The following is a 21,697-nucleotide window of genomic DNA, read 5'->3' on the forward strand; positions in this document are numbered from 1 at the left end:
CAACGATGCGACATAACGTACTTTTTGCCACAGCGTTTGCGACCCTTGTCTCCACCAGCGCAGTTGCCGCTGACCTGCCGGGCAAAGGCATTACCGTGCAGCCGGTGCAGAGCACCATTTCGGAAGAGTCCTTCCAGACCCAGATTGTCAGCCGTGCGCTGGAGAAACTGGGCTATACGGTGAATACCGCCAGTGAAGTGGATTACAACGTGGGCTATACCTCTATTGCCTCCGGCGATGCCACCTTTACCGCCGTGAACTGGCAGCCGCTGCACGACGATATGTATGCCGCCGCAGGCGGTGACAAGAAATTCTACCGCGAAGGCACCTTTGTGACCGGCGCTGCGCAGGGATATTTGATCGACAAGAAAACCGCCGATAAGTATCACATCACCAATATTGAACAGCTGAAAGATCCGAAGATCGCCAAACTCTTTGATACCAACGGTGACGGCAAAGCCGACATGATGGGCTGCTCGCCGGGCTGGGGCTGTGAAGCGGTGATTAACCACCAGAACAAAGCCTTCGATCTGGCGAAGACCGTCGACGTGAGCCACGGTAATTACTCTGCGATGATGGCCGATACCATCGCCCGCTTTAAAGAAGGCAAGCCGGTGATCTACTACACCTGGACGCCGTACTGGGTGAGCGACGTGCTGAAGCCGGGCAAAGACGTGGTGTGGTTGCAGGTGCCCTTCTCCTCCCTGCCGGGCGAGCAGAAAGATATCGACACCAAACTGCCAAACGGCATGAACTATGGCTTCCCGGTGAATACCATGCATATCGTGGCGAACAAAGCCTGGGCCGAGAAAAACCCGGCGGCGGCGAAGCTGTTCTCGGTAATGAAACTGCCGCTGGCAGACATTAACGCCCAGAACGCGATGATGCATGCGGGTAAATCATCCGAAGCTGATATCAAAGGCCACGTGGATGGCTGGATCAAAGCCCACCAGCAGCTGTTTGACGGCTGGGTGAAAGAGGCGCTTGAGGCGCAGAAGTAAAAATACTACCCCTCACCCTGCCCTCTCCCCAAAGGGGAGAGGGCAGGGTGAGGGGATCAAACCGCACCCAACCTAAACCGCACAATCCACCACGTAACAATCCCCCAACATTCACAATCATTGGTTATTATGTTTCCGGAAAAATAATCACTTAACTTACGATTCCTGAAACAAATGACAAAAACAACTCAAGGGCTTAGCCCCGCACTCATCCTTTTAATGTCCGTGGCAACGGGACTGGCCGTCGCCAGCAACTATTACGCGCAACCTCTGCTTGATACTATCGCGCGTGCTTTCGATCTTTCAGCCAGCTCCGCCGGCTTTATCGTCACCGCTGCGCAGCTCGGCTATGCGGCCGGGCTGCTGTTCCTGGTGCCATTAGGCGATATGTTTGAGCGCCGGATGCTTATCGTCTCCATGACGCTGCTGGCCGCAGGCGGGATGTTGATCACCGCCAGCAGCCAGTCGTTAACGATGATGATTATCGGTACCGCGCTGACGGGGCTGTTCTCGGTGGTGGCACAAATTCTGGTTCCCCTCGCGGCGACGTTGGCTTCCCCGGAAAAACGCGGCAAAGTGGTTGGCACTATTATGAGCGGCCTGCTGCTGGGCATCCTGCTGGCGCGAACCGTTGCCGGGCTGCTGGCGAGCCTCGGCGGCTGGCGCACCGTTTACTGGGTGGCAAGCGTGCTGATGGTTATCATGGCGCTGGCCCTGTGGCGCGGCCTGCCAAAGGTGAAGCAGGAGAATCACCTGAACTATCCGCAGCTCCTCGCCTCCGTTTTCAGCCTCTTCACCCGGGATAAACTCCTGCGCACACGCGCCGTTCTGGGGTGTCTCACCTTCGCCAACTTCAGCATCTTATGGACGTCGATGGCGTTTCTGCTCGCCGCGCCGCCGTTTAACTACTCAGAAGGCGTGATTGGCCTGTTCGGGCTGGCAGGCGCGGCTGGCGCACTGGGCGCGCGCCCGGCGGGTGGCCTGGCCGACAAAGGTAAATCTCATATGACCACCTCCGCAGGGCTGGTTTTACTCCTGCTCTCATGGGCGGCTATCTGGTACGGACACGTCTCAGTGCTGGCGCTAATTGTCGGTATTCTGGTACTCGACCTCACCGTGCAGGGCGTACATATCACCAACCAGACCGTGATTTACCGCGTGAAACCAGACGCCCGTAACCGTCTGACGGCCGGGTACATGACCAGCTACTTTATCGGCGGCGCGGCGGGCTCGCTAATCTCAGCCTCCGCCTGGCAGCATGCGGGCTGGACGGGCGTGTGCGCAATCGGCGCCATCGTGGCGGCGATAAATCTGCTGGTATGGTGGCGCGGCTATCACCGCCAGGAAGCAATTCACTAAGTTTTACATTGCTTTGGGCCCCCTGGGGTGTAAAGGGGGCCTGCATCTGTTAAGGTAACGGTAATCATTTATCCCAGAAATTTTACTGTGGGTGACATATTTACTACCGGCATGAATAGTTCAGACCCCTGTCCTCACATCCCCTCTTTCGCGGGTACACACCCCACACTTTCTGTGCTCACCGGGTCACGGATTTACCCGGCGCTTTCTGATGGTGACATACGTTTGGCGGATATAACCGCACAAATAATTCATTTACATTATTTGTCACTATCGTTACTATATCGGCTGTAATTAATGAGGTTATGCCCAAAATGGATAGTTCGTTTACGCCCATTGAACAAATGCTTAAGTTCCGCGCCAGTCGTCATGAGGACTTCCCGTATCAGGAGATCCTGCTGACGCGCCTGTGCATGCACATGCAGGGTAAGCTGCTGGAAAATCGTAACAAGATGCTGAAAGCGCAAGGGATTAACGAGACGTTGTTTATGGCGTTGATTACGCTTGAGTCTCAGGAAAACCACAGCATTCAGCCGTCTGAACTGAGCTGCGCGCTGGGTTCATCCCGTACCAATGCAACCCGTATTGCTGATGAGCTGGAGAAGCGCGGCTGGATCGAGCGCCGTGAGAGCGATAACGATCGCCGCTGCCTGCATCTGCAACTGACCGAGAAAGGTCACGAATTCCTGCGCGAAGTGCTGCCACCGCAGCATAACTGCCTGCACCAGCTTTGGTCTGCCCTCAGCACCGCCGAGCGCGACCAGCTTGAGCACATTACTCGCAAGCTGCTCACCCGTCTGGACCAGATGGATGAAGATGGCGTCATTCTTGAGGCGCTGCGCTAACGCGACGATCCGCTCAACATTCCAGATTGCAAAAGAAAAACTGACAGGCCAGCACGTGAAACTGCTGGCCTTTCTGACAACAGGTCGGCTCAGCCGATGTGAAAATAAAAAGATCGTGGAGAACAACAATGAGCGCAAATGCGGAGAACACCCCCCCGCAGCAACCGGTCAACAAGAAGGGCAAACGTAAGAGCGCCCTTATTCTGCTGACCTTGCTCTTTATTATTATTGCCGTGGCATATGGGATCTATTGGTTTTTAGTCTTGCGTCATGTTGAAGAGACAGACGATGCATACGTGGCAGGGAATCAGGTTCAAATCATGGCGCAGGTGTCAGGCAGCGTGACGAAAGTCTGGGCTGACAACACCGACTTTGTGAAAAAAGGGGATGTGCTGGTCACGCTCGACCCGACCGACGCCCAACAGGCGTTTGAAAAAGCACAGACGGCGCTGGCCTCCAGCGTTCGCCAGACCCGCCAGCTGATGATCAACAGCAAACAGCTTCAGGCCAATATCGACGTGCAGAAAACGGCCCTGGCCCAGGCGCAGAGCGACCTCAAGCGTCGTGTTCCTCTCGGCACCGCCAACCTGATTGGCCGTGAAGAGTTGCAGCACGCCCGCGATGCGGTGGCGAGCGCACAGGCGCAGCTGGACGTGGCGATCCAACAGTACAATGCCAACCAGGCGATGGTGCTGGGCACCTCTCTGGAAAACCAGCCAGCGGTGAAACAGGCGGCGACCGAAGTGCGTAACGCATGGCTTGCCCTGCAACGTACCAAAATCGTCAGCCCGATGACCGGTTACGTTTCCCGTCGTTCCGTGCAGCCGGGTGCGCAAATTAGCACCACCACGCCGCTGATGGCGGTCGTTCCGGCGAACAACCTGTGGGTGGACGCGAACTTCAAAGAGACCCAGCTGGCGCATATGCGTATCGGCCAGACCGCAACCGTGGTCAGCGATATCTACGGTGATGACGTGAAATACACCGGTAAAGTGGTCGGTCTGGACATGGGGACCGGCAGCGCGTTCAGCCTGCTGCCTGCACAGAACGCCACCGGCAACTGGATCAAAGTGGTACAGCGCTTGCCTGTACGTATCGAGCTGGATCCTAAGCAGCTGGCAGACCATCCGCTGCGAATTGGCCTTTCCACGCTGGTGACGGTCGATACCGCCAACCGCGACGGTCAGATCCTCGCAAGCCAGGTGCGCAGCACGCCAGCTTATGAAAGTAACGCCCGTGAAATTAGCCTCGATCCGGTCAATAAGTTGATCGATGACATCGTGAAGGCAAACGCCGGTTAAGCCGAAGGTGAGCGTTATGCAACAGCAAAAGCCGCAAAAACCGCTTGAGGGGGCGCAGCTGGTCATTATGACCATTGCGCTGTCGCTGGCGACATTCATGCAGGTGCTGGACTCCACCATCGCAAACGTGGCGATCCCTACGATCGCCGGGAACCTTGGCTCATCGCTGAGCCAGGGGACCTGGGTCATTACCTCATTCGGGGTGGCGAACGCCATCTCTATTCCCATCACCGGCTGGCTGGCGAAGCGCGTCGGTGAAGTGAAGCTGTTCCTCTGGTCGACGATCCTGTTCGTGCTGGCCTCCTGGGCCTGCGGCATGTCCAGCAGCCTGACGATGCTGATTTTCTTCCGCGTCATCCAGGGGATTGTCGCCGGGCCGTTGATTCCGCTGTCGCAGAGTTTACTGCTGAACAACTATCCGCCCGCCAAGCGCTCCATCGCGCTCGCGCTGTGGTCGATGACGGTGATTGTCGCCCCAATTTGCGGGCCAATCCTCGGCGGCTATATCAGCGATAACTATCACTGGGGCTGGATCTTCTTCATCAACGTACCCATCGGTGCGCTGGTGGTGCTGATGACGCTACAGTCTCTGCGTGGTCGCGAAACGCGGACCGAACAGCGGCGGATCGACGGCATCGGGCTGGCACTGCTGGTTGTCGGCATCGGCAGCCTGCAAATCATGCTCGACCGCGGCAAAGAGCTGGACTGGTTCGCCTCTACGGAAATCATCGTGCTGACGGTGGTCGCCGTGGTTGCCATCAGCTTCCTGATTGTCTGGGAGCTGACGGACGAAAATCCGATAGTCGACCTCTCGCTGTTTAAATCGCGAAACTTCACCATCGGCTGCCTCTGTATCAGCCTCGCCTATATGCTCTACTTCGGCGCGATTGTTCTGCTGCCGCAGCTGTTGCAGGAGGTGTACGGCTATACCGCAACCTGGGCGGGGCTGGCCTCCGCGCCGGTGGGGTTAATTCCGGTTCTGCTGTCGCCGATTATTGGCCGTTTCGCCCATAAGCTCGACATGCGCAGGCTGGTGACGTTCAGCTTCATCATGTACGCCGTGTGCTTCTACTGGCGCGCGTATACGTTTGAACCGGGAATGGACTTTGGCGCCTCCGCGTGGCCGCAGTTTATTCAGGGCTTTGCTGTGGCGTGCTTCTTTATGCCACTGACCACCATTACGCTTTCGGGCTTGCCGCCTGAGCGGATGGCGGCGGCATCGAGCCTGTCGAACTTCACCCGTACGCTGGCGGGCTCCATCGGGACATCGATCACCACCACGCTGTGGACCAACCGGGAAGCGATGCACCACGCCCAGTTGACCGAAGCGGTGAACCCGTTCAACCCTAACGCTCAGCAGATGTATAGCCAGCTTGAGGGGATGGGGATGACGGAGCAGCAGGCGTCCGGCTGGCTTGCCCAGCAGATCACCAACCAGGGGCTGATTATCTCGGCAAACGAGATTTTCTGGATATCGGCGGGGATCTTCATCGTCCTGCTGGGGCTGGTGTGGTTTGCCAAACCACCGTTTGGTGCCGGTAGCGGGGGCGGTGGAGCGCACTAGCCCTGTGCACGGGTTGCCCGGTGGCGCTACGCTTACCGGGCCTACGAACGTAGGCCGGATAAGGCGTAGCCGCCATCCGGCAAAACACCGCACCGTGTCCAAAACGCGACAGCGATTGTCAGTTCCGATAAAGCAGCGCGCCTGAAATTGATTCACGAGAGTGAAAAGACAACAGGAGCGTACCATGCTGAACACACCCGCGCCACGCGCTGGCTCTCGACAGACTTACGTCGAAGTGAGCACGCCGAACGTCTATCTCGACCAGATCGAATATTTCTGCCACCACTTCAGCCGCCGCAGCGACGTCTGTATCAGCGTGCATCCGCAAAACGATCGCGATACCGGCGTCGCCAGCGCGGAGCTGGCCGTGGTTGTCGTCATCAGTATTGTAGGCCCGGTCAGCGAAGTGTATGACCGTATACATAGGTAACAGATCAGACCGGGAACATAGGTAACACTTTTCAGTCTATCCGGAGCACACTCTGGGTTTTTCGGTCGTAGTACGCAAGCGTTATTCCATTAAAGATGATGGCCTCCAGGCCATCATCTTGTTCTTCCAGCATGATGTACTCATCAGTCAGCGCTTCACTCAGGAACACCGTCCCCTTTTTCCCCATATAGAGTGTCCCCCTTGATTTCACCCTGTAGACCGTACCTCCTTCCGGATAAGCATATTCAGGAACCCTGCCATCCCAGTGCCGGCCTGAGGGTTGCCATACCGTTCCGGGCGTTGCACCCGCCAGGGCTTCATGTGGCCTTTCATAGTTAAACTCTTCCCGGTAGCCACTGAACCACCGCTGTTGTTCTTCCATCGTCATAAATATGTTGCCCTGTTTTACTGCACTTTTCAGCGAACGATGCATTCGCTCATGACGGCCGTTTTCTTCCGGATGCCCCTTTCTGATGCGTTCCGGTCTGATGCCCAGCTTTATCAGCCAGACTGCAAGGCGACTTAACCCGGCGATACCTGTTCCTGCGAAAGGCTGACCATTATCCGTTCTCAGGACTTCCGGCAGACCGTACTCCAGGAACGCATCCGTCAGGCACTGCCTGACGAAGGGCTCGCTCTCCCGGTCTGCTCCCCGGCAGCTCAGAAGATACCGGCTGTGATTGTCGGTGAGGGTGAAGGGATGACAGTATTTCCGGCTCAGCAGCCTGAACTTGCCTTTAAAATCAGCGCTCCAGACCTGATTGTTCTCACTGATGATGGTCAGGGGCTGGCGATTGCCCGGGGTTCTGCGTTTTCGCTTTTTATCCGGAACCAGGCCTTCACGCTTGAGGATATCGCCGATAGTACTGGCAGCGGGGACGGTAAAATCGACGTGATGATTGAGCAGCCACATCCGCAGTTTTTTGGGGCCCCAGTCAGGGTGTTTTTGCCTCAGGGCCGTAAGCTGCCCGGCGATATCATCAGGAACTGTCCGGGAGTGGGAGTGCGGAGCACGTGACCGGTCAGAGAGAGATGACAGGTCAGAGGGGTCAAAACGCTGAAGCCATTTGTAACCGGTTTTTCGACTGATGCCGAAGAGACGGCAGAGGGCAGAAAAAGAATCCGTACCTGCATGGCAGGCACGGATGAAATCAAGGCGTTGCATAGGTCGGGTCTCAGTCCAGGGCATAGCGAGTCTCCTCTTCTATGCCAGTTATAACTGTTACCCATGTATCCGGTCTAAAGTGTTACCCATGTTCCCGGTTCATACCGAAGCGCCACCGGGCATCCACAGGCACAATACTAAATGTGCAGTTCCTGAAGTTTTTCTTTTGGCAGGGCCAGCTCGTCGTTGCTGTTTACACGAACATCACGTTCGATGATATGGCGGGCAATCTCCTGAGCTTCTTCCAGAGAGTGCATCTGGTAAGTGCCACACTGGTAAACGTTCAGCTCTGGGATCTGGTTCTGCTCTTTCACCTTCAGCACGTCTTCCATGGCCGCTTTCCACGCATCCGCGACGCGTTTCTCTTCAGGCTGACCAATCAGGCTCATGTAGAAACCGGTGCGGCAGCCCATCGGAGAGATATCGATGATCTCCACGCCGTTGCCGTTCAGGTGGTCGCGCATGAATCCGGCGAAAAGGTGTTCCAGCGTGTGAATGCCTTTCTCTGGCATCACTTCTTTATTCGGCACGCAGAAGCGCAGGTCGAAAACGGTGATCGTGTCGCCGTGCGGCGTGTTCATGGTCTTCGCCACGCGGACTGCTGGTGCTTCCATACGGGTATGGTCGACAGTAAAGCTATCTAATAACGGCATACGTCACCTCCGATAGTGATTTTTTTTAAAATAAACTGAACTCTTCTACAGAATGCGCGTCTGAGTATATGAAAGACGCGCATTTGTTATCATCATCCCTGAATTCAGAGATGTATATTTTGGCCACAGCGATGTGGCCTTTTTCTTTTGGTTCAGGCCTGCTTCGCCAGAAACGCCTCAAACGACTCCGTATCCGCCGCTTCGACCTCTTTCTGACGCACAACGGACGCATCGCGCTCTGCCACAAAATCCGCTTCGCTCAGGATCTCTAACGGCTCCTGCATCAGCATCTCACGGTACTCCGCTGAGAGTGAACGCCCTGTGCCACCAATTCCCTGTTCAATCATAGAACGCAGAATACGTGCTGAGAATGTCAGTTCCGGGTTATCGAAGCTTTCAACCAGTTCGTCGCAGACCTTCTGGTAAGCTTCGCCGCCGTACACGCTATCCAGCGTCTGGGCTACGCGCTTCAGGTCATGGAACAGATCCTTCCCTACCTTAGACAGTGGGAACTGGGCCGTTTCACAGCCAATATCTAACGTCAGACCCGGCTTGCGCCCTTCCAGAATCACGCGATTCCAGTTGGCACGAGTACACAGCAGTTCGTCGGAACTCATTTCCGGCGCATCCGCCAGTACGCACCAGACCATAAACAGGTCAAGGAAGCGAACCTGCTGCTCGTCAACGCCAATCGGTGAGAACGGGTTGATATCCAGCGAGCGCACTTCAATGTATTCGATCCCGCCGCGCTGTAGCGCATCCGACGGCGTTTCACCGCTGCGCGTCACGCGCTTCGGACGAATCGGCGCATACAGTTCATTTTCAATCTGCAATACGTTGGTGTTAATTTGCAGGCGCTTGCCGTCTTTTTCGAGGCCGATTTTTTCGTACTCTTCCGACGGGGTTTTTATCGCCCGCTTCAGGCCTGCCACATATTCGTGCAGATCGTTAAACGTAATTCCGAGATTGCTTTGCGACTTATTGGTATAGCCAAGGTCGCTCAGGCGCAGCGAGGTCGCGTACGGCAGATAGTACATGCCACACTCAGTCTTCTCGAACGGCAGCGTGGTCGGTTTCCCTTGCAGGAACGATGAACAGATAGCCGGGGACGCGCCGAACAGATACGGAATAACCCAGCCAAAACGGTAGTAGTTGCGGATCAGGCGGAAGTAGCCCGCGGAGATCGCTTCTTTATCCGTTTCACCGCACTTCGCCTGCCAGAACGCCATCGGCAGAGAGAAATTGTAGTGCACGCCAGAGATCGTCTGCATCAGTGCGCCGTAGCGATTTTTCAGTCCTTCGCGATACAGCGTTTTCAGCCGTCCAATATTCGAGGTGCCGTACTGAGCCAGCTCGATATCCTGCCCCTGCTCGATATAGCACGGCATGCTGAGCGGCCACATACGCTCGTCGCCGAGGTTGCGGGCGGTGAAGCGATGCACGTCGCGCATGATCGTCAGCATATGATCAATATCACCGTCTACTGGCGTAATGAACTCCAGCAGCGCTTCGGCGAAATCGGTTGTGATCCATTTATGTGTCAGCGCCGAGCCTAACGCCTTCGGGTGTCCCGTAGTCGATAAGCTACCATCCGCATTTACGCGCAGCGTTTCGCGCTCAAGCCCACGCTGAATCCCCTTCAGTGCCTGAGGGTGATTTTCCAGCCAGGCCAGCGCCTGTGATACGTCCGGGATCAATTTGACCTCCCGCCTGTCAAAAAATTGTCACTCAGCATAATTGTAATGGTTGACGATTGAAGGTCGCGAATTCATTCCACCAATTAGTGCCACCACGTCATACCCTGTAGTGTTACCCATGCCAGTAAAACATAGCGTAACGCCTTGCCAAGGCACAAAAAAAAGAGCACCGGTCCCCAGGAGATGCGCATCCATCCCGCCAGCAGACACAGTAAATCGCCTATTACAGGCATCCAGCTTAATAACAGCGTGGCAGCGCCATAGCGTTTTAGCCAGCCCACTGCCTTTTCCTGCCAGCGAGATTTTTCGCGTAGCGGAAAGAAACGTCCAAGAATAACGTTAGTCAGCCCTCCAAGGCTATTACCCATTGTTGCTATTAAGACCAGCAACCAGGGCTGACTCACGCCGGACAGCAGCATCGCCACCAGCACCACTTCCGAATTCCCCGGTAAGAGGGTGGAGCTTAAAAAACTGCTGGCGAATAATGAAGCGAGTGACAGCGCGTCACTCACAGTAAGCGAACCTCCACCGCCGCCATTCCGGCATCACGCGCGGCCTGAATGCCAAAATCAGCATCTTCAAACACCACGCATTTTGCAGGTGGTACACCCATTAATTCTGCACAGCGCAGGAAGGTATCCGGTGCGGGTTTGTGATGTTTAACATGATCGGCGGCAACGACGGCAGAAAAATAGTGGCGCAGGCCAAGGTGTTTGAGTAGCGCTTCAGCAATCGCGCTCTCGCTGCCCGTACCGACAGACATAGGACGACGGCCGTGCCACTCCTTGACGACGTCAATGAGTGGTAAAGGCTGCACGGTGTCTAACAGTATGGCTTTTACCGCGTCGGTTTTTTCACGCGCGAGCTGGTGCGGGTCGAGATCGGCCTGATTCAGCTCAATCACGGCCTGTGCGATACGCCAGGTGGGCGATCCGTTGAGGGCAATCATCGCCTGTAAATCGAAGCGCATACCGTAACGGCCCAGGACTTCGGTCCAGGCCTGACGATGCGTGGGTTCGGTATCCAGGAGGGTGCCGTCCATGTCGAAGATCAAACCGTCATACTGTGCGTACATCGTGCTCTCGCTAAACGATTAACAAAGCATTACTTTATCGTAAAAGGGGATTTTTGTCGCTGATTGCGAAGTGATAACAATGAGAGTGATTAAGAACTAAACATCGAAGGGGATCACAAGAAGAGATGGTGCATCCGGGAGGATTCGAACCTCCGACCGCTCGGTTCGTAGCCGAGTACTCTATCCAGCTGAGCTACGGATGCATCGGGATTTGCTGCTGTACTTCTCGATACTCATATCACTTCAAAAGCAATATGAATTAAAAAATGGTGCATCCGGGAGGATTCGAACCTCCGACCGCTCGGTTCGTAGCCGAGTACTCTATCCAGCTGAGCTACGGATGCATCGGGATTTACTACTGTACTGCTCGATATTCATATCACTTCGAAAGCAATATGAAGTAATAGATGGTGCATCCGGGAGGATTCGAACCTCCGACCGCTCGGTTCGTAGCCGAGTACTCTATCCAGCTGAGCTACGGATGCATCGGGATTTACTACTGTACTGCTCGATATTCATATCACTTCGAAAGCAATATGAAGTAATAGATGGTGCATCCGGGAGGATTCGAACCTCCGACCGCTCGGTTCGTAGCCGAGTACTCTATCCAGCTGAGCTACGGATGCAAAATGGCGGTGAGGCGGGGATTCGAACCCCGGATGCAGCTTTTGACCGCATACTCCCTTAGCAGGGGAGCGCCTTCAGCCTCTCGGCCACCTCACCACACAACGCCTCTTTCGAGTGCTTCGAGCAACTCGTTAAGAGCTTCTCGTCGCTGCGTGGCGCATATATTACTTTCTGGGACTTATAAGTCAAACAATTTTCCACATGCTTTTTTCGTTTGCACAATTCGCACGCAATTCGCATGTAAAAGCCGCAAAGAGAGTGTTTTATAAGCGGATTTTGCAGGCATCTTCACAGAATTGTGTTGAGAGAAGCGCGTCATTTGGATGAGATAAGATTATGAGAGTGGTCAAAAACGAAGCGTTTGAAATAGAACGGTAACTTTATGCATGAAAAATTGCGGGAGGGTTGCGTCTCGCCCGACAGCGAGACGCGACAATATCAGTAACTGGACTGCTGGGATTTTTCAGCCTGGATACGCTGGTAGATCTCTTCACGGTGGACAGATACTTCTTTAGGAGCGTTAACACCAATACGTACCTGGTTACCCTTTACCCCTAAAACTGTCACGGTGACCTCATCCCCAATCATGAGGGTCTCACCAACTCGACGAGTCAGAATCAGCATTCTTTGCTCCTTGAAAGATTAAAAGAGTCGGGTCTCTTGTATCCCGGCATTATCCATCATATAACGCCAAAAAGTAAGCGATGACAAACACGTAAAGTGTAAGCAGTCACGGCATCACATTCTGTTAAACGTAAGTTTAGCCGATATACACAAACTCAACCTGACTTTATCGTTATCGATAGCGCAGTGAGCAAGACGCCATAACGTTACCGTTATGGCGTCTGCTTGTGCTTTGTAGTTATTACAGTTTCGCGCTTACCCAGCTTTCAACGCTGGCTAATGCCGCGGGAAGTGCCGCCGCATCCGTACCACCGGCTTGCGCCATGTCCGGACGACCGCCACCTTTGCCACCCACCTGCTGGGCGACCATGCCAATCAGTTCCCCTGCTTTGACACGATCCGTCACATCCTTAGAGACGCCCGCAATCAGAGAAACCTTACCCTCTGCGACCGTTGCCAGCACGATAATCGTCGAACCAAGCTGGTTCTTCAGATCGTCGACCATGGTACGCAGCATCTTAGGCTCAACGCCCGCCAGGTCGCTGACCAGCAGTTTGACGCCCTTAATGTCTACCGCTTTGCTGGAGAGGTTTGCGCTCTCCTGCGCCGCAGCCTGTTCTTTCAGCTGCTGGAGTTCTTTTTCCAGCTGACGGGTACGATCCAGCGCGACACGCACTTTCTCGCCCAGGTTTTGGCTATCGCCTTTCAGCAGCTGCGCGATCTCGTGCAGCTGGTCGCTCTGCGCATGCAGGCTGGCAATTGCACCTTCCCCGGTCACCGCCTCAATACGACGCACGCCTGCCGCCGTACCCGACTCGGAAACGATGCGGAACAAGCCGATGTCACCGGTGCGGGATGCGTGAGTACCGCCACACAGTTCGGTAGAGAAGTCGCCCATGCTCAGCACGCGAACGCGGTCGTCATATTTCTCGCCAAACAGCGCCATCGCACCTTTCTTCTTCGCTGCCTCAAGATCCATGATGTGGGTTTCGATTGGCAGGTTGCGGCGGATCTGGGCATTCACCAGGTCTTCCACCGCACGAATTTCAGACGGCTTCATCGCTTCAAAATGCGAGAAGTCGAAACGCAGCACTTTGTCGTTAACCAGAGAACCTTTCTGTGCAACGTGCGTACCCAGCACTTCGCGCAGGGCTGCGTGCATCAGGTGGGTTGCCGAGTGGTTCAGACGAATGCGCGCGCGGCGAGCTTCGTCAACGTTGGCCTGAACGCCCTCGCCCACTTTCAGAGAACCGGAAACCAGTTTGCCCTGGTGACCAATTGCCTGACCGTATTTCTGGGTATCGCTTACGCTGAAGCTGAAGCCATTGCCTTTCAGTTCGCCTTTATCGCCAACCTGGCCGCCGGATTCCGCATAGAACGGTGTTTTATCCAGAATAACAACCGCGTCCTGACCTGCGCTAATGCTGTCTACGGCTTTACCGTCAACAAACAGCGCGGTCACGTTGCTGGTCAGAGCCAGCTCTTCGTAGCCTTTAAATTCAGACGCGCTATCAACGCGGATCATCGCGTTGTAGTCCGCGCCAAAACCGCTGGATTCACGCGCACGACGACGCTGCTCTTCCATTGCGGCTTCAAAGCCTGCTTCGTCAACTTTGATGTTGCGCTCGCGGCAAACGTCCGCCGTCAGGTCAACCGGGAAGCCGTAGGTGTCGTACAGGCGGAAAGCGGTTTCGCCATCCAGCGTGTCACCCTTGAGTTTCGCCAGCTCGTCGTCCAGCAGCGCCAGTCCGCGCTCCAGCGTACGGGCAAACTGCTCTTCTTCGGTTTTCAGAACCTGTTCAACCTGCGCCTGCTGGCGTTTCAGCTCGTCACCGGCAGAGCCCATCACGCCAATCAGTGGCCCAACGAGTTTATAGAAGAAGGTGTCCTTCGCGCCCAGCATGTTGCCATGACGGATCGCACGACGAATGATACGACGCAGCACATAGCCACGGTTTTCATTCGACGGGATAACGCCGTCAGCAATCAGGAACGCACAAGAACGAATATGGTCTGCGATAACGCGCAGTGATTTGTTGTTCAGATCGGTTGCGCCCGTCACTTCGGCAACGGCTTTGATCAGGGTGCTGAACAGGTCAATCTCATAGTTGGAGTTAACGTGTTGCAGAACGGCCGCGATACGCTCAAGACCCATACCGGTATCTACGGACGGTTTTGGCAGCGGCTCCATGGTGCCGTCGGCCTGACGGTTGAACTGCATGAAGACGATGTTCCAGATCTCAATGTAGCGATCGCCATCTTCTTCCGCGCTTCCCGGAGGGCCGCCCCAGATGTGGTCACCATGATCGTAGAAGATCTCGGTGCACGGACCGCAAGGGCCGGTGTCACCCATCTGCCAGAAGTTATCAGACGCGTAAGGCGCGCCTTTGTTGTCACCGATACGGATGATACGTTCGCGAGGGATACCCACTTCTTTTTCCCAGATGTCGAACGCTTCGTCATCGGTCTCATACACGGTCACCCACAGACGCTCTTTCGGCAGATTAAACCAGTTTTCACCGGTCAGCAGTTCCCACGCATATTGAATGGCATCGTGTTTGAAGTAGTCGCCGAAGCTGAAGTTACCCAGCATTTCGAAGAAAGTGTGGTGGCGCGCGGTGTAACCGACGTTTTCCAGATCGTTGTGTTTACCGCCCGCACGCACGCAACGCTGTGAGGTTGTGGCGCGGGAATAATTACGCTTGTCGAGACCAAGGAACACATCCTTGAACTGGTTCATCCCGGCGTTGGTAAACAGCAGAGTCGGGTCATTGTTCGGTACCAGGGAGCTGCTGGCAACAACCTGGTGTCCCTTACTATGGAAAAAATCGAGAAACGCCTGACGGATCTCAGCGGTGCTCTTGCTCATAATTATCCTGAAATCAAGCTAACGAAATGTCGCAGCAGATCTGTATCTGTAAACAGTTGGACGGACCAGCTACTGGAAAAAGTGGGAATAAGATAAGTTTTCTTTAGTGGGAAGTAAAATCCCGCATGCGTTCAATCGGTAAAATTACGCCAGATATCCTGAATATCTTCCATCAGGAAGCCGCGGTAGAGCAAAAAGCGCTGGATTTTAACTTTTTCTGAAAATTCACGCGGCAGCGGCTCACCGTACTTTCGTACCGCCTGCTCACGCGCCAGTTCGCGCCAGTCGATTTCACTTTCGCGCATGGCTTTTTCAATCGATTCACGGGCTACACCTTTCTGGTTCAGCTCCTGGCGGATACGCGCTGGCCCATAGCCTTTACGACCACGGCTGGCAAGAAAGCGAGCGGCAAAACGGCCGTCATCCAGATAGTGATGCTCGTAGCACCAGGCAACCACGCGGTCATAATCTTCCGCGGTGGCATCAATGTCTTCCGGACCGTTTTTGCTCATGACGGGCGCTGACAGTTTCCGCCGCAGCTCCTGTTCGCTATGGTCACGCACGGCAAGAATACGCACGGCCCGATCCAGCAAGCGTGAGTAGGCTGGTCGGCGTGATGTCGGTTCACTCATAAAAAACCTGTCGATTCAGAAATGCAAAAAGGGCCGCATCAGCAGCCCTTCATTTTTATCCGAGAGGATTAAAAATCTTCGTTGGTTTCTTCAGCATCCGCGCCGTCGACCACGAAATCAGGTTTAGAGTCCTGGTTGCTCAGCAGGAGTTCACGCACCTTTTTCTCAATCTCTTTCGCCGCCGCCGGGTTCTCTTTCAGCCAGGAGATAGCATTCGCTTTACCCTGACCAATCTTGTCACCGTTGTAGCTGTACCATGCGCCCGCTTTTTCAATCAGCTTCTCTTTCACGCCCAGGTCAACCAGCTCGCCGAGGAAGTTGATACCTTCGCCGTAGAGGATCTGGAATTCAGCCTGTTTGAACGGTGCTGCGATTTTGTTCTTCACAACCTTCACGCGGGTTTCGCTACCGACGACGTTATCCCCTTCTTTCACCGCGCCGATACGGCGGATATCCAGACGGACAGAAGCGTAGAATTTCAGAGCGTTACCGCCGGTGGTGGTTTCCGGGTTACCGAACATTACACCAATTTTCATACGGATCTGGTTGATGAAGATCAGCAGCGTATTGGACTGCTTCAGGTTACCCGCCAGCTTACGCATCGCCTGGCTCATCATACGTGCCGCGAGGCCCATGTGAGAGTCACCGATTTCACCTTCAATTTCCGCTTTTGGCGTCAGCGCCGCAACGGAGTCGACGATGATCACGTCAACCGCACCTGAGCGCGCCAGCGCGTCACAAATTTCCAGTGCCTGCTCGCCGGTGTCCGGCTGGGAGCACAGCAGGTTGTCGATATCAACGCCCAGTTTACGGGCATAGACCGGGTCCAGCGCGTGCTCGGCATCGATAAACGCACAGGTTTTACCTTCGCGCTGTGCCGCCGCAACAACCTGCAACGTCAGGGTGGTTTTACCCGAGGATTCCGGACCGTAGATTTCTACGATACGGCCCATCGGCAAACCGCCAGCGCCCAGTGCGATATCAAGAGAAAGCGAACCAGTGGAGATAGTTTCCACATCCATGGAACGGTCTTCACCCAGGCGCATGATGGAGCCTTTACCGAATTGCTTTTCGATCTGGCCCAGTGCTGCCGCCAACGCTTTCTGTTTGTTTTCGTCGATAGCCATTATTACTCCTGTCATGCCGGGAGAAGCAACTGCGCTTCACCATGGACTTCTGTTCTGTTGAGGCAATTATACTGTATAGTCATACAGTATCAAGTATTTTGTAGAAATTGTTGCCAGAGCGTTTTTAACGCGTATTCCGTTGCCTGACGACGCACGCTTTCGCGATCGCCGCTGAAGCATTCCCGGCGGGTGATCCCTTCACCTTTTGAGGTGGCAAAGCCAAACCAGACGGTGCCGACAGGCTTCACGTCGCTGCCGCCGTCCGGCCCCGCGATACCGCTGATGGAGATAGCGTAATCTGCGCGCGCCTCTTTCAGCGCGCCAATCGCCATTTCGATCACCACCGGCTCGCTGACCGCGCCATGCTGCTCAAGCGTGGCTTCACGCACGCCAATCATCTGCGCTTTAGCCTCGTTACTGTAGGTCACAAAGCCGCGTTCAAACCAGGCGGAACTGCCAGCAATATCGGTAATTGCTTTCGCCACCCAGCCGCCGGTGCAGGATTCTGCGGTCGTGAGAGTCGCGCCGCGCTGTTTCAGCGCCAGCCCCACCACTTCGCTTAGCTGCATCAATTCATGGTCAGTCATTCTCGCTCCAGGCCTTAGAAAAACATGCAGCACAAGATAGCACTTTCTCATCAAATATGGGGATGCGCGTCGGGTTTTACGAGGGGGCTTCAGAAAAAAGCCGATGCGGGCGCACCGGCCAGAGAGACGCTTATTTCATGCTGTTAGCGAGGGTATCCACATTGTGGCGAAACGCCTTGACGTAGGTGTCCGCCACGCCGCCCTTCGCGGACAGCGCTTCCGGGTAAAGTTCACCGCCCGGCTGGGCGCCCGTGGCGGTCGCGATCTGCTTCACCAGGCGCGGATCAAGCTGGTTTTCCATAAACCAGGTTTTCACGCCGTCAGCTTTAATCTGATTGATGATCTCCGCTACCTGCGCCGCGCTGGCTTCACTCTCAGACGTCAGCCCCTGCGGCGCCATAAACGTCACGCCGTAGGCGCGGCTGAAATAGCCGAAGGCATCGTGGCTGGTCAGCACTTTGCGCTTCGCCTGTGGGATGTCGCTGAAACGCTTTTTAGCCCAACCGTCCAGCTGAGAGAGCTGCGTAATATAGGGTTTACCGGTAGCTTCAAGCGCCGCCGTATCTTCAGGATCGGCCTTCACCAGCCCTGAGAGAATATTTTGCGCATACAGCGCGCCGTTCGCCGCGCTGTTCCACGCGTGCGGATCGGTCACGGTTTTACCGTCCTCTTCCAGCGTGTGCGTTTTCACGCCGTCCGAAGCAACCACCAGCTGGCCTTTGAATCCGGAGGCTTTCACCAGACGATCGAGCCAGCCCTCCAGCCCCAGCCCATTGACCACCACCACGTCAGCTTTACTCAACGCCGCGCTGTCTTTGGGCGAGGGTTCGAAAGTATGGGGATCACCGTCCGGCCCCACCAGCGTCGTCACCTTCACACGATCGCCGCCAACCTGCTGCGTGATGTCTCCCAGGATGGAAAAGCTGGTCACCACATTAAGCGTTTTCGCCATTACGCCGTGCGTCATCATGCCGAGCGCGAGCGCCACGGCTAACCCTGTACGTTTCATCGTTTCCCCTTGCGTTAAAAAAGCGCCCGCAGGCTATCCGCCAGCCTGCTGCGCGTGCCAAATAAAACGGAAATAAAGAACAATGCGCTGGCGGTCAGCACAATGGAGGGCCCGGCGGGCAGACTCACTGCCCAGGAAAGGCTTAAGCCCAGCCACGCGCAAAAAATACCGCTGATACCCGCCATCAGAAGTAACCCTGGCAGGGTGCGCACCCAGCAGCGTGCCGCCACGGCGGGTAACATCATCAGCCCGACGGCCATCAACGTGCCGAGCACCTGAAAACCGGCCACCAGGTTGAGCACCAGCAGCGCCAGAAACAGACCGTGTAACATCCCGGGCAGCCAGCGCGCGTTCACCTGCAACCACGCGGTATCGAACGCTTCGCTGACCAGCCCACGATAAAACATCGCCAGCGTGAGGAGCGTGAACATGCAAACGCCCGTCACGAACAGGGCTGACGCGCTATCCACGGCGAGAATGGAGCCAAACAGAAGATGAAGCAGATCGACATTTGAACCGCGCAGCGACACCAGCGTGACGCCCAGCGCCAGGGAACCCAGGTAAAACCCCGCGAAGCTGGCATCCTCTTTAAGGGGCGTGCGGCGGCTGACCAGCCCGGCCACCAGCGCAACGGCGATCCCGGCAATAAACCCGCCGACAGTCATTGCCAGCAGCGACATCCCGCTGAGCAGATAGCCCACCGCGACACCCGGCAAAATGGCGTGAGAAAGGGCGTCCCCCATCAGGCTCATCCGACGCAGCTGAAGAAATACGCCCAGCGCAGTGGTGCTGACGGAGAGCGCCAGGCAAACCACCAGTGCACGGCGCATAAAGCCGTACTCAATAAACGGCTGGAAGAATGTATGCCAGATCATGCCACCCTCACCCGCTCGGTTTTCCATTGGGGAATATCAGCGTCCAGACGTAACGTCTGCGGGAAGTGACGTGCTACGCGCTCGCTGTCATGCAGAACCGCCAGCAGGGTCTGCCCCTGCATATACATCTCCAGCATCAGATCCATCAGCACGTTGCAGGTCGCTTCATCGACGCCGGTGAAAGGCTCATCCAGCATCACCAGCGGCGCCTGCTGCACCAAAACGCGGGCAAACAGCATGCGCTGAAACTGGCCGCCGGAAAGTTCATCTATGGTAGAGAACGCCATGGACGCCAGCCCCACGCGCTCAAGCGCGCCGGCAATGCGCATGCGGGTATCCCGACGAAAACTGGCAAATAGCGAGATTGCTGGCCAGCAGCCCATGCTCACCACGTCCTGCACGGTCAGAGGAAATTGCGCCTCCAGCGCGTGACGCTGCGCCAGCCAGCCCACCACCGGACGTCTCCCCTGCCAGCGAAACGTACCGCTGACGGGCGGAAGAAAGCCAGCGAGCGTTTTCAGCAGCGTGGATTTGCCGCAGCCGTTGGCCCCGACGATGGCGGTCATGCTCCCGCGTTCAATCACGCCGGACAGTGCGCGCGTAACGGGCTGGCGATCGTAACCCGCTACCAGGTCGTTCATCACGATCATGGCAACGCCACCGCCCAGCGCACGGCCAGGCCGAGAAACAGAATGAGCACCAGCGCCAGCAGCAGCCGAACCGGGGATGAGAGAGAAAACAGGGACATGGACATCTCAATTCAAAATTATGTTATAACATAACAATAATGAAAGACGATTAAGATGTAAACGGCGGGAGTGAAATGGGAATGTGGCGAAATGTTTCTGCGGGAAACAGGTGCGGGCGGGTGCCCTCACCCCAGCCCTCTCCCACAGGGAGAGGGAGGCATAAGGGGACTTACTGGCTAAACGGTGACGCTGCCGGCACACGCGCCTGAGACACCGCCAGCCCCAGCTGCCACACCGCCATCGCATAGTGCGTGCTGTGGTTGTAGCGGGTAATGGTGTAGAAGTTCGGCAGTCCGAACCAGTACTGATAACCGGTTCCGACATCCAGGCGCAGCAGACTCACCTGGTCAACATTGCCCAGCGGCTGCGACGGCGTTAAGCCTGCCGCTGCAAGCTGCGCCACGCTGTATTTGGTTTTAAATCCGTTTTCCAGACCAAACGCCTCGCCGTTCGCCTGCACCGCCACCTGGCCGCCCGGCGTCCAGCCGTGCGCTTTGAAGTAGTTGGCCACGCTGCCAATGGCGTCTTCGGGATCCCACAGGTTGATGTGACCATCCCCGTTAAAATCTACCGCGTACTGCTTATAGGAGGACGGCATAAACTGGCCGTAGCCCATCGCACCGGCGAACGACCCTTTCAGATCTAACGGATCGTCCTGTTCGTCTCGCGCCATCAGCAGGAAGGTTTCCAGTTCAGAGGAGAAATACTCGGCGCGGCGCGGGTAGTTGAAGGAGAGCGTCGCCAGCGCATCGAGGATGCGGGTTTTACCCATAATGCGTCCCCAGCGAGTCTCGACCCCAATAATACCGACGATGATCTCCGGCGGCACGCCATAGACCTGCCACGCACGATTCAGGGCGTCTTCATACTGATTCCAGAACACCACGCCATTTTGCACGTTGTCCGGGGTAATAAACTGTTTGCGATAGCGCAGCCACGCCCCGTTTGGCCCGGTCGGCACCTGGGCCGTCGGCGCCTGCCTGTCCATCAGGCGCAGCACGTAGTCCAGACGCTTCGCCTGAGACAAAATGGCATGCAGCTGCTGGCGATCAAAACCGTGCTTGCTCACCATTTTATCGATGAACTGTTCGGCCGCAGGGTTATTCGCGAAGTCGCCGCCCATCTGCATCATATTGTGCTGCGGCTCAAGCAGGAACCCGCCGGAAGGCGCGCCCGCCGTTTGTTGAACAGCTTCAGTCCTGGGTTTGCTACTACAGGCGGACAGGAGAATAAGCGCAGGTAACAGCGCTGCATAACGACGCTTGAACATGTGGCATCCATTTAACGAGTTCGGTAAGAACCCAGTATGGTAAAGCATCCGCAACACCTCAAGGAAGCGGTACACACCTCCCCAACGCAAATCCGCGCTTTTTTCCATCGAAAATCATTCGCCCCACCAATTATCTTTCAAATTAATCCATTTTTCTTTCATTGTGAGATCTAATTAACACTTTAAAAGCTTTCAATTTGATTATTATTAGCCCCGAACAGACAAAAACAAACGCCCT

General features: G+C 55.6%; 19 protein-coding genes, 5 tRNA genes and 1 pseudogene. 6 read left to right on the forward strand and 19 right to left on the reverse strand.

Features of this window, described 5'->3' with window-relative positions; translation table 11 throughout:
- Positions 1–5: 5 nt before the first annotated feature.
- The 6 genes and pseudogenes from proX to BFV65_RS23455 all read left to right on the forward strand — a co-directional run.
- Positions 6–1,001 (forward strand): glycine betaine/L-proline ABC transporter substrate-binding protein ProX, encoded by a 996-nt coding sequence (gene proX / locus BFV65_RS16310; RefSeq protein WP_063201971.1) that lies wholly within the window; start codon positions 6–8, stop codon positions 999–1,001.
- 174 nt (positions 1,002–1,175) lie between these two features.
- Positions 1,176–2,360, forward strand: a complete 1,185-nt coding sequence (locus BFV65_RS16315) for an MFS transporter (protein WP_017692795.1) — start codon at positions 1,176–1,178, stop codon at positions 2,358–2,360.
- A gap of 314 nt (positions 2,361–2,674) precedes the next feature.
- Complete coding sequence (emrR, locus tag BFV65_RS16320; RefSeq protein WP_017694792.1) at positions 2,675–3,205, forward strand: multidrug efflux transporter EmrAB transcriptional repressor EmrR; 531 nt, start codon at positions 2,675–2,677, stop codon at positions 3,203–3,205.
- Between the two features lie 128 nt (positions 3,206–3,333).
- Complete coding sequence (emrA, locus tag BFV65_RS16325) at positions 3,334–4,506, forward strand: multidrug efflux MFS transporter periplasmic adaptor subunit EmrA (RefSeq protein WP_022649133.1); 1,173 nt, start codon at positions 3,334–3,336, stop codon at positions 4,504–4,506.
- A gap of 16 nt (positions 4,507–4,522) precedes the next feature.
- Entirely contained in the window at positions 4,523–6,070 is a 1,548-nt protein-coding gene (emrB, locus tag BFV65_RS16330; RefSeq protein ID WP_022649134.1) for a multidrug efflux MFS transporter permease subunit EmrB, read from the forward strand.
- Positions 6,071–6,299: 229 nt separating this feature from the next.
- A pseudogene (locus BFV65_RS23455) lies at positions 6,300–6,443 on the forward strand (hypothetical protein); the annotation flags it as partial.
- A gap of 88 nt (positions 6,444–6,531) precedes the next feature.
- On the opposite strand, the gene BFV65_RS16340 reads toward BFV65_RS23455, so the two are convergent.
- From BFV65_RS16340 to mltB, 19 genes are all read right to left on the reverse strand, one after another.
- A complete protein-coding gene (locus BFV65_RS16340; RefSeq protein WP_023305267.1) occupies positions 6,532–7,689 on the reverse strand; it encodes a DDE-type integrase/transposase/recombinase in 1,158 nt (385 codons plus the stop codon).
- 113 nt (positions 7,690–7,802) lie between these two features.
- Complete coding sequence (gene luxS / locus BFV65_RS16345; protein WP_003862180.1) at positions 7,803–8,318, reverse strand: S-ribosylhomocysteine lyase; 516 nt, start codon at positions 8,316–8,318, stop codon at positions 7,803–7,805.
- Positions 8,319–8,470: 152 nt separating this feature from the next.
- The gene (gene gshA / locus BFV65_RS16350) at positions 8,471–10,015 is read right to left on the reverse strand and encodes a glutamate--cysteine ligase (RefSeq protein WP_069596890.1); all 1,545 of its coding nucleotides are present in this window, start codon (positions 10,013–10,015) and stop codon (positions 8,471–8,473) included.
- An 83-nt stretch (positions 10,016–10,098) separates the two neighbouring features.
- Positions 10,099–10,527, reverse strand: coding sequence for a YqaA family protein (locus BFV65_RS16355; protein WP_017692791.1), 429 nt, complete (start codon positions 10,525–10,527; stop codon positions 10,099–10,101).
- A complete protein-coding gene (gene yqaB / locus BFV65_RS16360) occupies positions 10,524–11,090 on the reverse strand; it encodes a fructose-1-phosphate/6-phosphogluconate phosphatase (RefSeq protein WP_069596891.1) in 567 nt (188 codons plus the stop codon). Before yqaB ends, BFV65_RS16355 begins: the two co-directional genes overlap by 4 nt.
- Before the next feature lie 126 nt (positions 11,091–11,216).
- Positions 11,217–11,293, reverse strand: a tRNA-Arg gene (locus tag BFV65_RS16365).
- A gap of 64 nt (positions 11,294–11,357) precedes the next feature.
- A tRNA-Arg gene (locus BFV65_RS16370) sits at positions 11,358–11,434 on the reverse strand.
- Between the two features lie 64 nt (positions 11,435–11,498).
- A tRNA-Arg gene (locus BFV65_RS16375) sits at positions 11,499–11,575 on the reverse strand.
- Between the two features lie 64 nt (positions 11,576–11,639).
- Positions 11,640–11,716, reverse strand: a tRNA-Arg gene (locus BFV65_RS16380).
- Positions 11,717–11,720: 4 nt separating this feature from the next.
- Positions 11,721–11,813, reverse strand: a tRNA-Ser gene (locus tag BFV65_RS16385).
- 342 nt (positions 11,814–12,155) lie between these two features.
- Positions 12,156–12,341, reverse strand: coding sequence for a carbon storage regulator CsrA (gene csrA / locus BFV65_RS16390; protein WP_000906486.1), 186 nt, complete (start codon positions 12,339–12,341; stop codon positions 12,156–12,158).
- Between the two features lie 241 nt (positions 12,342–12,582).
- Positions 12,583–15,210, reverse strand: coding sequence for an alanine--tRNA ligase (alaS, locus tag BFV65_RS16395; RefSeq protein ID WP_023298452.1), 2,628 nt, complete (start codon positions 15,208–15,210; stop codon positions 12,583–12,585).
- A 131-nt stretch (positions 15,211–15,341) separates the two neighbouring features.
- The gene (gene recX, locus BFV65_RS16400) at positions 15,342–15,842 is read right to left on the reverse strand and encodes a recombination regulator RecX (protein WP_069596892.1); all 501 of its coding nucleotides are present in this window, start codon (positions 15,840–15,842) and stop codon (positions 15,342–15,344) included.
- Positions 15,843–15,910: 68 nt separating this feature from the next.
- Positions 15,911–16,969: a recombinase RecA gene (recA, locus tag BFV65_RS16405; RefSeq protein ID WP_022649140.1), complete on the reverse strand. Its 1,059-nt coding sequence runs from the start codon at positions 16,967–16,969 to the stop codon at positions 15,911–15,913.
- A gap of 89 nt (positions 16,970–17,058) precedes the next feature.
- Positions 17,059–17,556 (reverse strand): nicotinamide-nucleotide amidase, encoded by a 498-nt coding sequence (pncC, locus tag BFV65_RS16410; RefSeq protein ID WP_003862172.1) that lies wholly within the window; start codon positions 17,554–17,556, stop codon positions 17,059–17,061.
- Positions 17,557–17,686: 130 nt separating this feature from the next.
- On the reverse strand, positions 17,687–18,565 hold the full coding sequence (locus BFV65_RS16415; protein ID WP_069596893.1) for a metal ABC transporter substrate-binding protein: 879 nt from the start codon (positions 18,563–18,565) through the stop codon (positions 17,687–17,689).
- A 14-nt stretch (positions 18,566–18,579) separates the two neighbouring features.
- Complete coding sequence (locus BFV65_RS16420) at positions 18,580–19,440, reverse strand: metal ABC transporter permease (protein ID WP_022649142.1); 861 nt, start codon at positions 19,438–19,440, stop codon at positions 18,580–18,582.
- Positions 19,437–20,090, reverse strand: coding sequence for a metal ABC transporter ATP-binding protein (locus BFV65_RS16425; protein WP_069596894.1), 654 nt, complete (start codon positions 20,088–20,090; stop codon positions 19,437–19,439). The genes BFV65_RS16420 and BFV65_RS16425 overlap by 4 nt, the downstream gene beginning before the upstream one ends.
- 268 nt (positions 20,091–20,358) lie before the next feature.
- Entirely contained in the window at positions 20,359–21,459 is a 1,101-nt protein-coding gene (gene mltB / locus BFV65_RS16430) for a lytic murein transglycosylase B (protein ID WP_022649145.1), read from the reverse strand.
- Between the last annotated feature and the right edge of the window lie 238 nt (positions 21,460–21,697).

It is taken from the genome of Enterobacter hormaechei subsp. hoffmannii, from assembly GCF_001729745.1.
GTDB lineage: Bacteria > Pseudomonadota > Gammaproteobacteria > Enterobacterales > Enterobacteriaceae > Enterobacter > Enterobacter intestinihominis.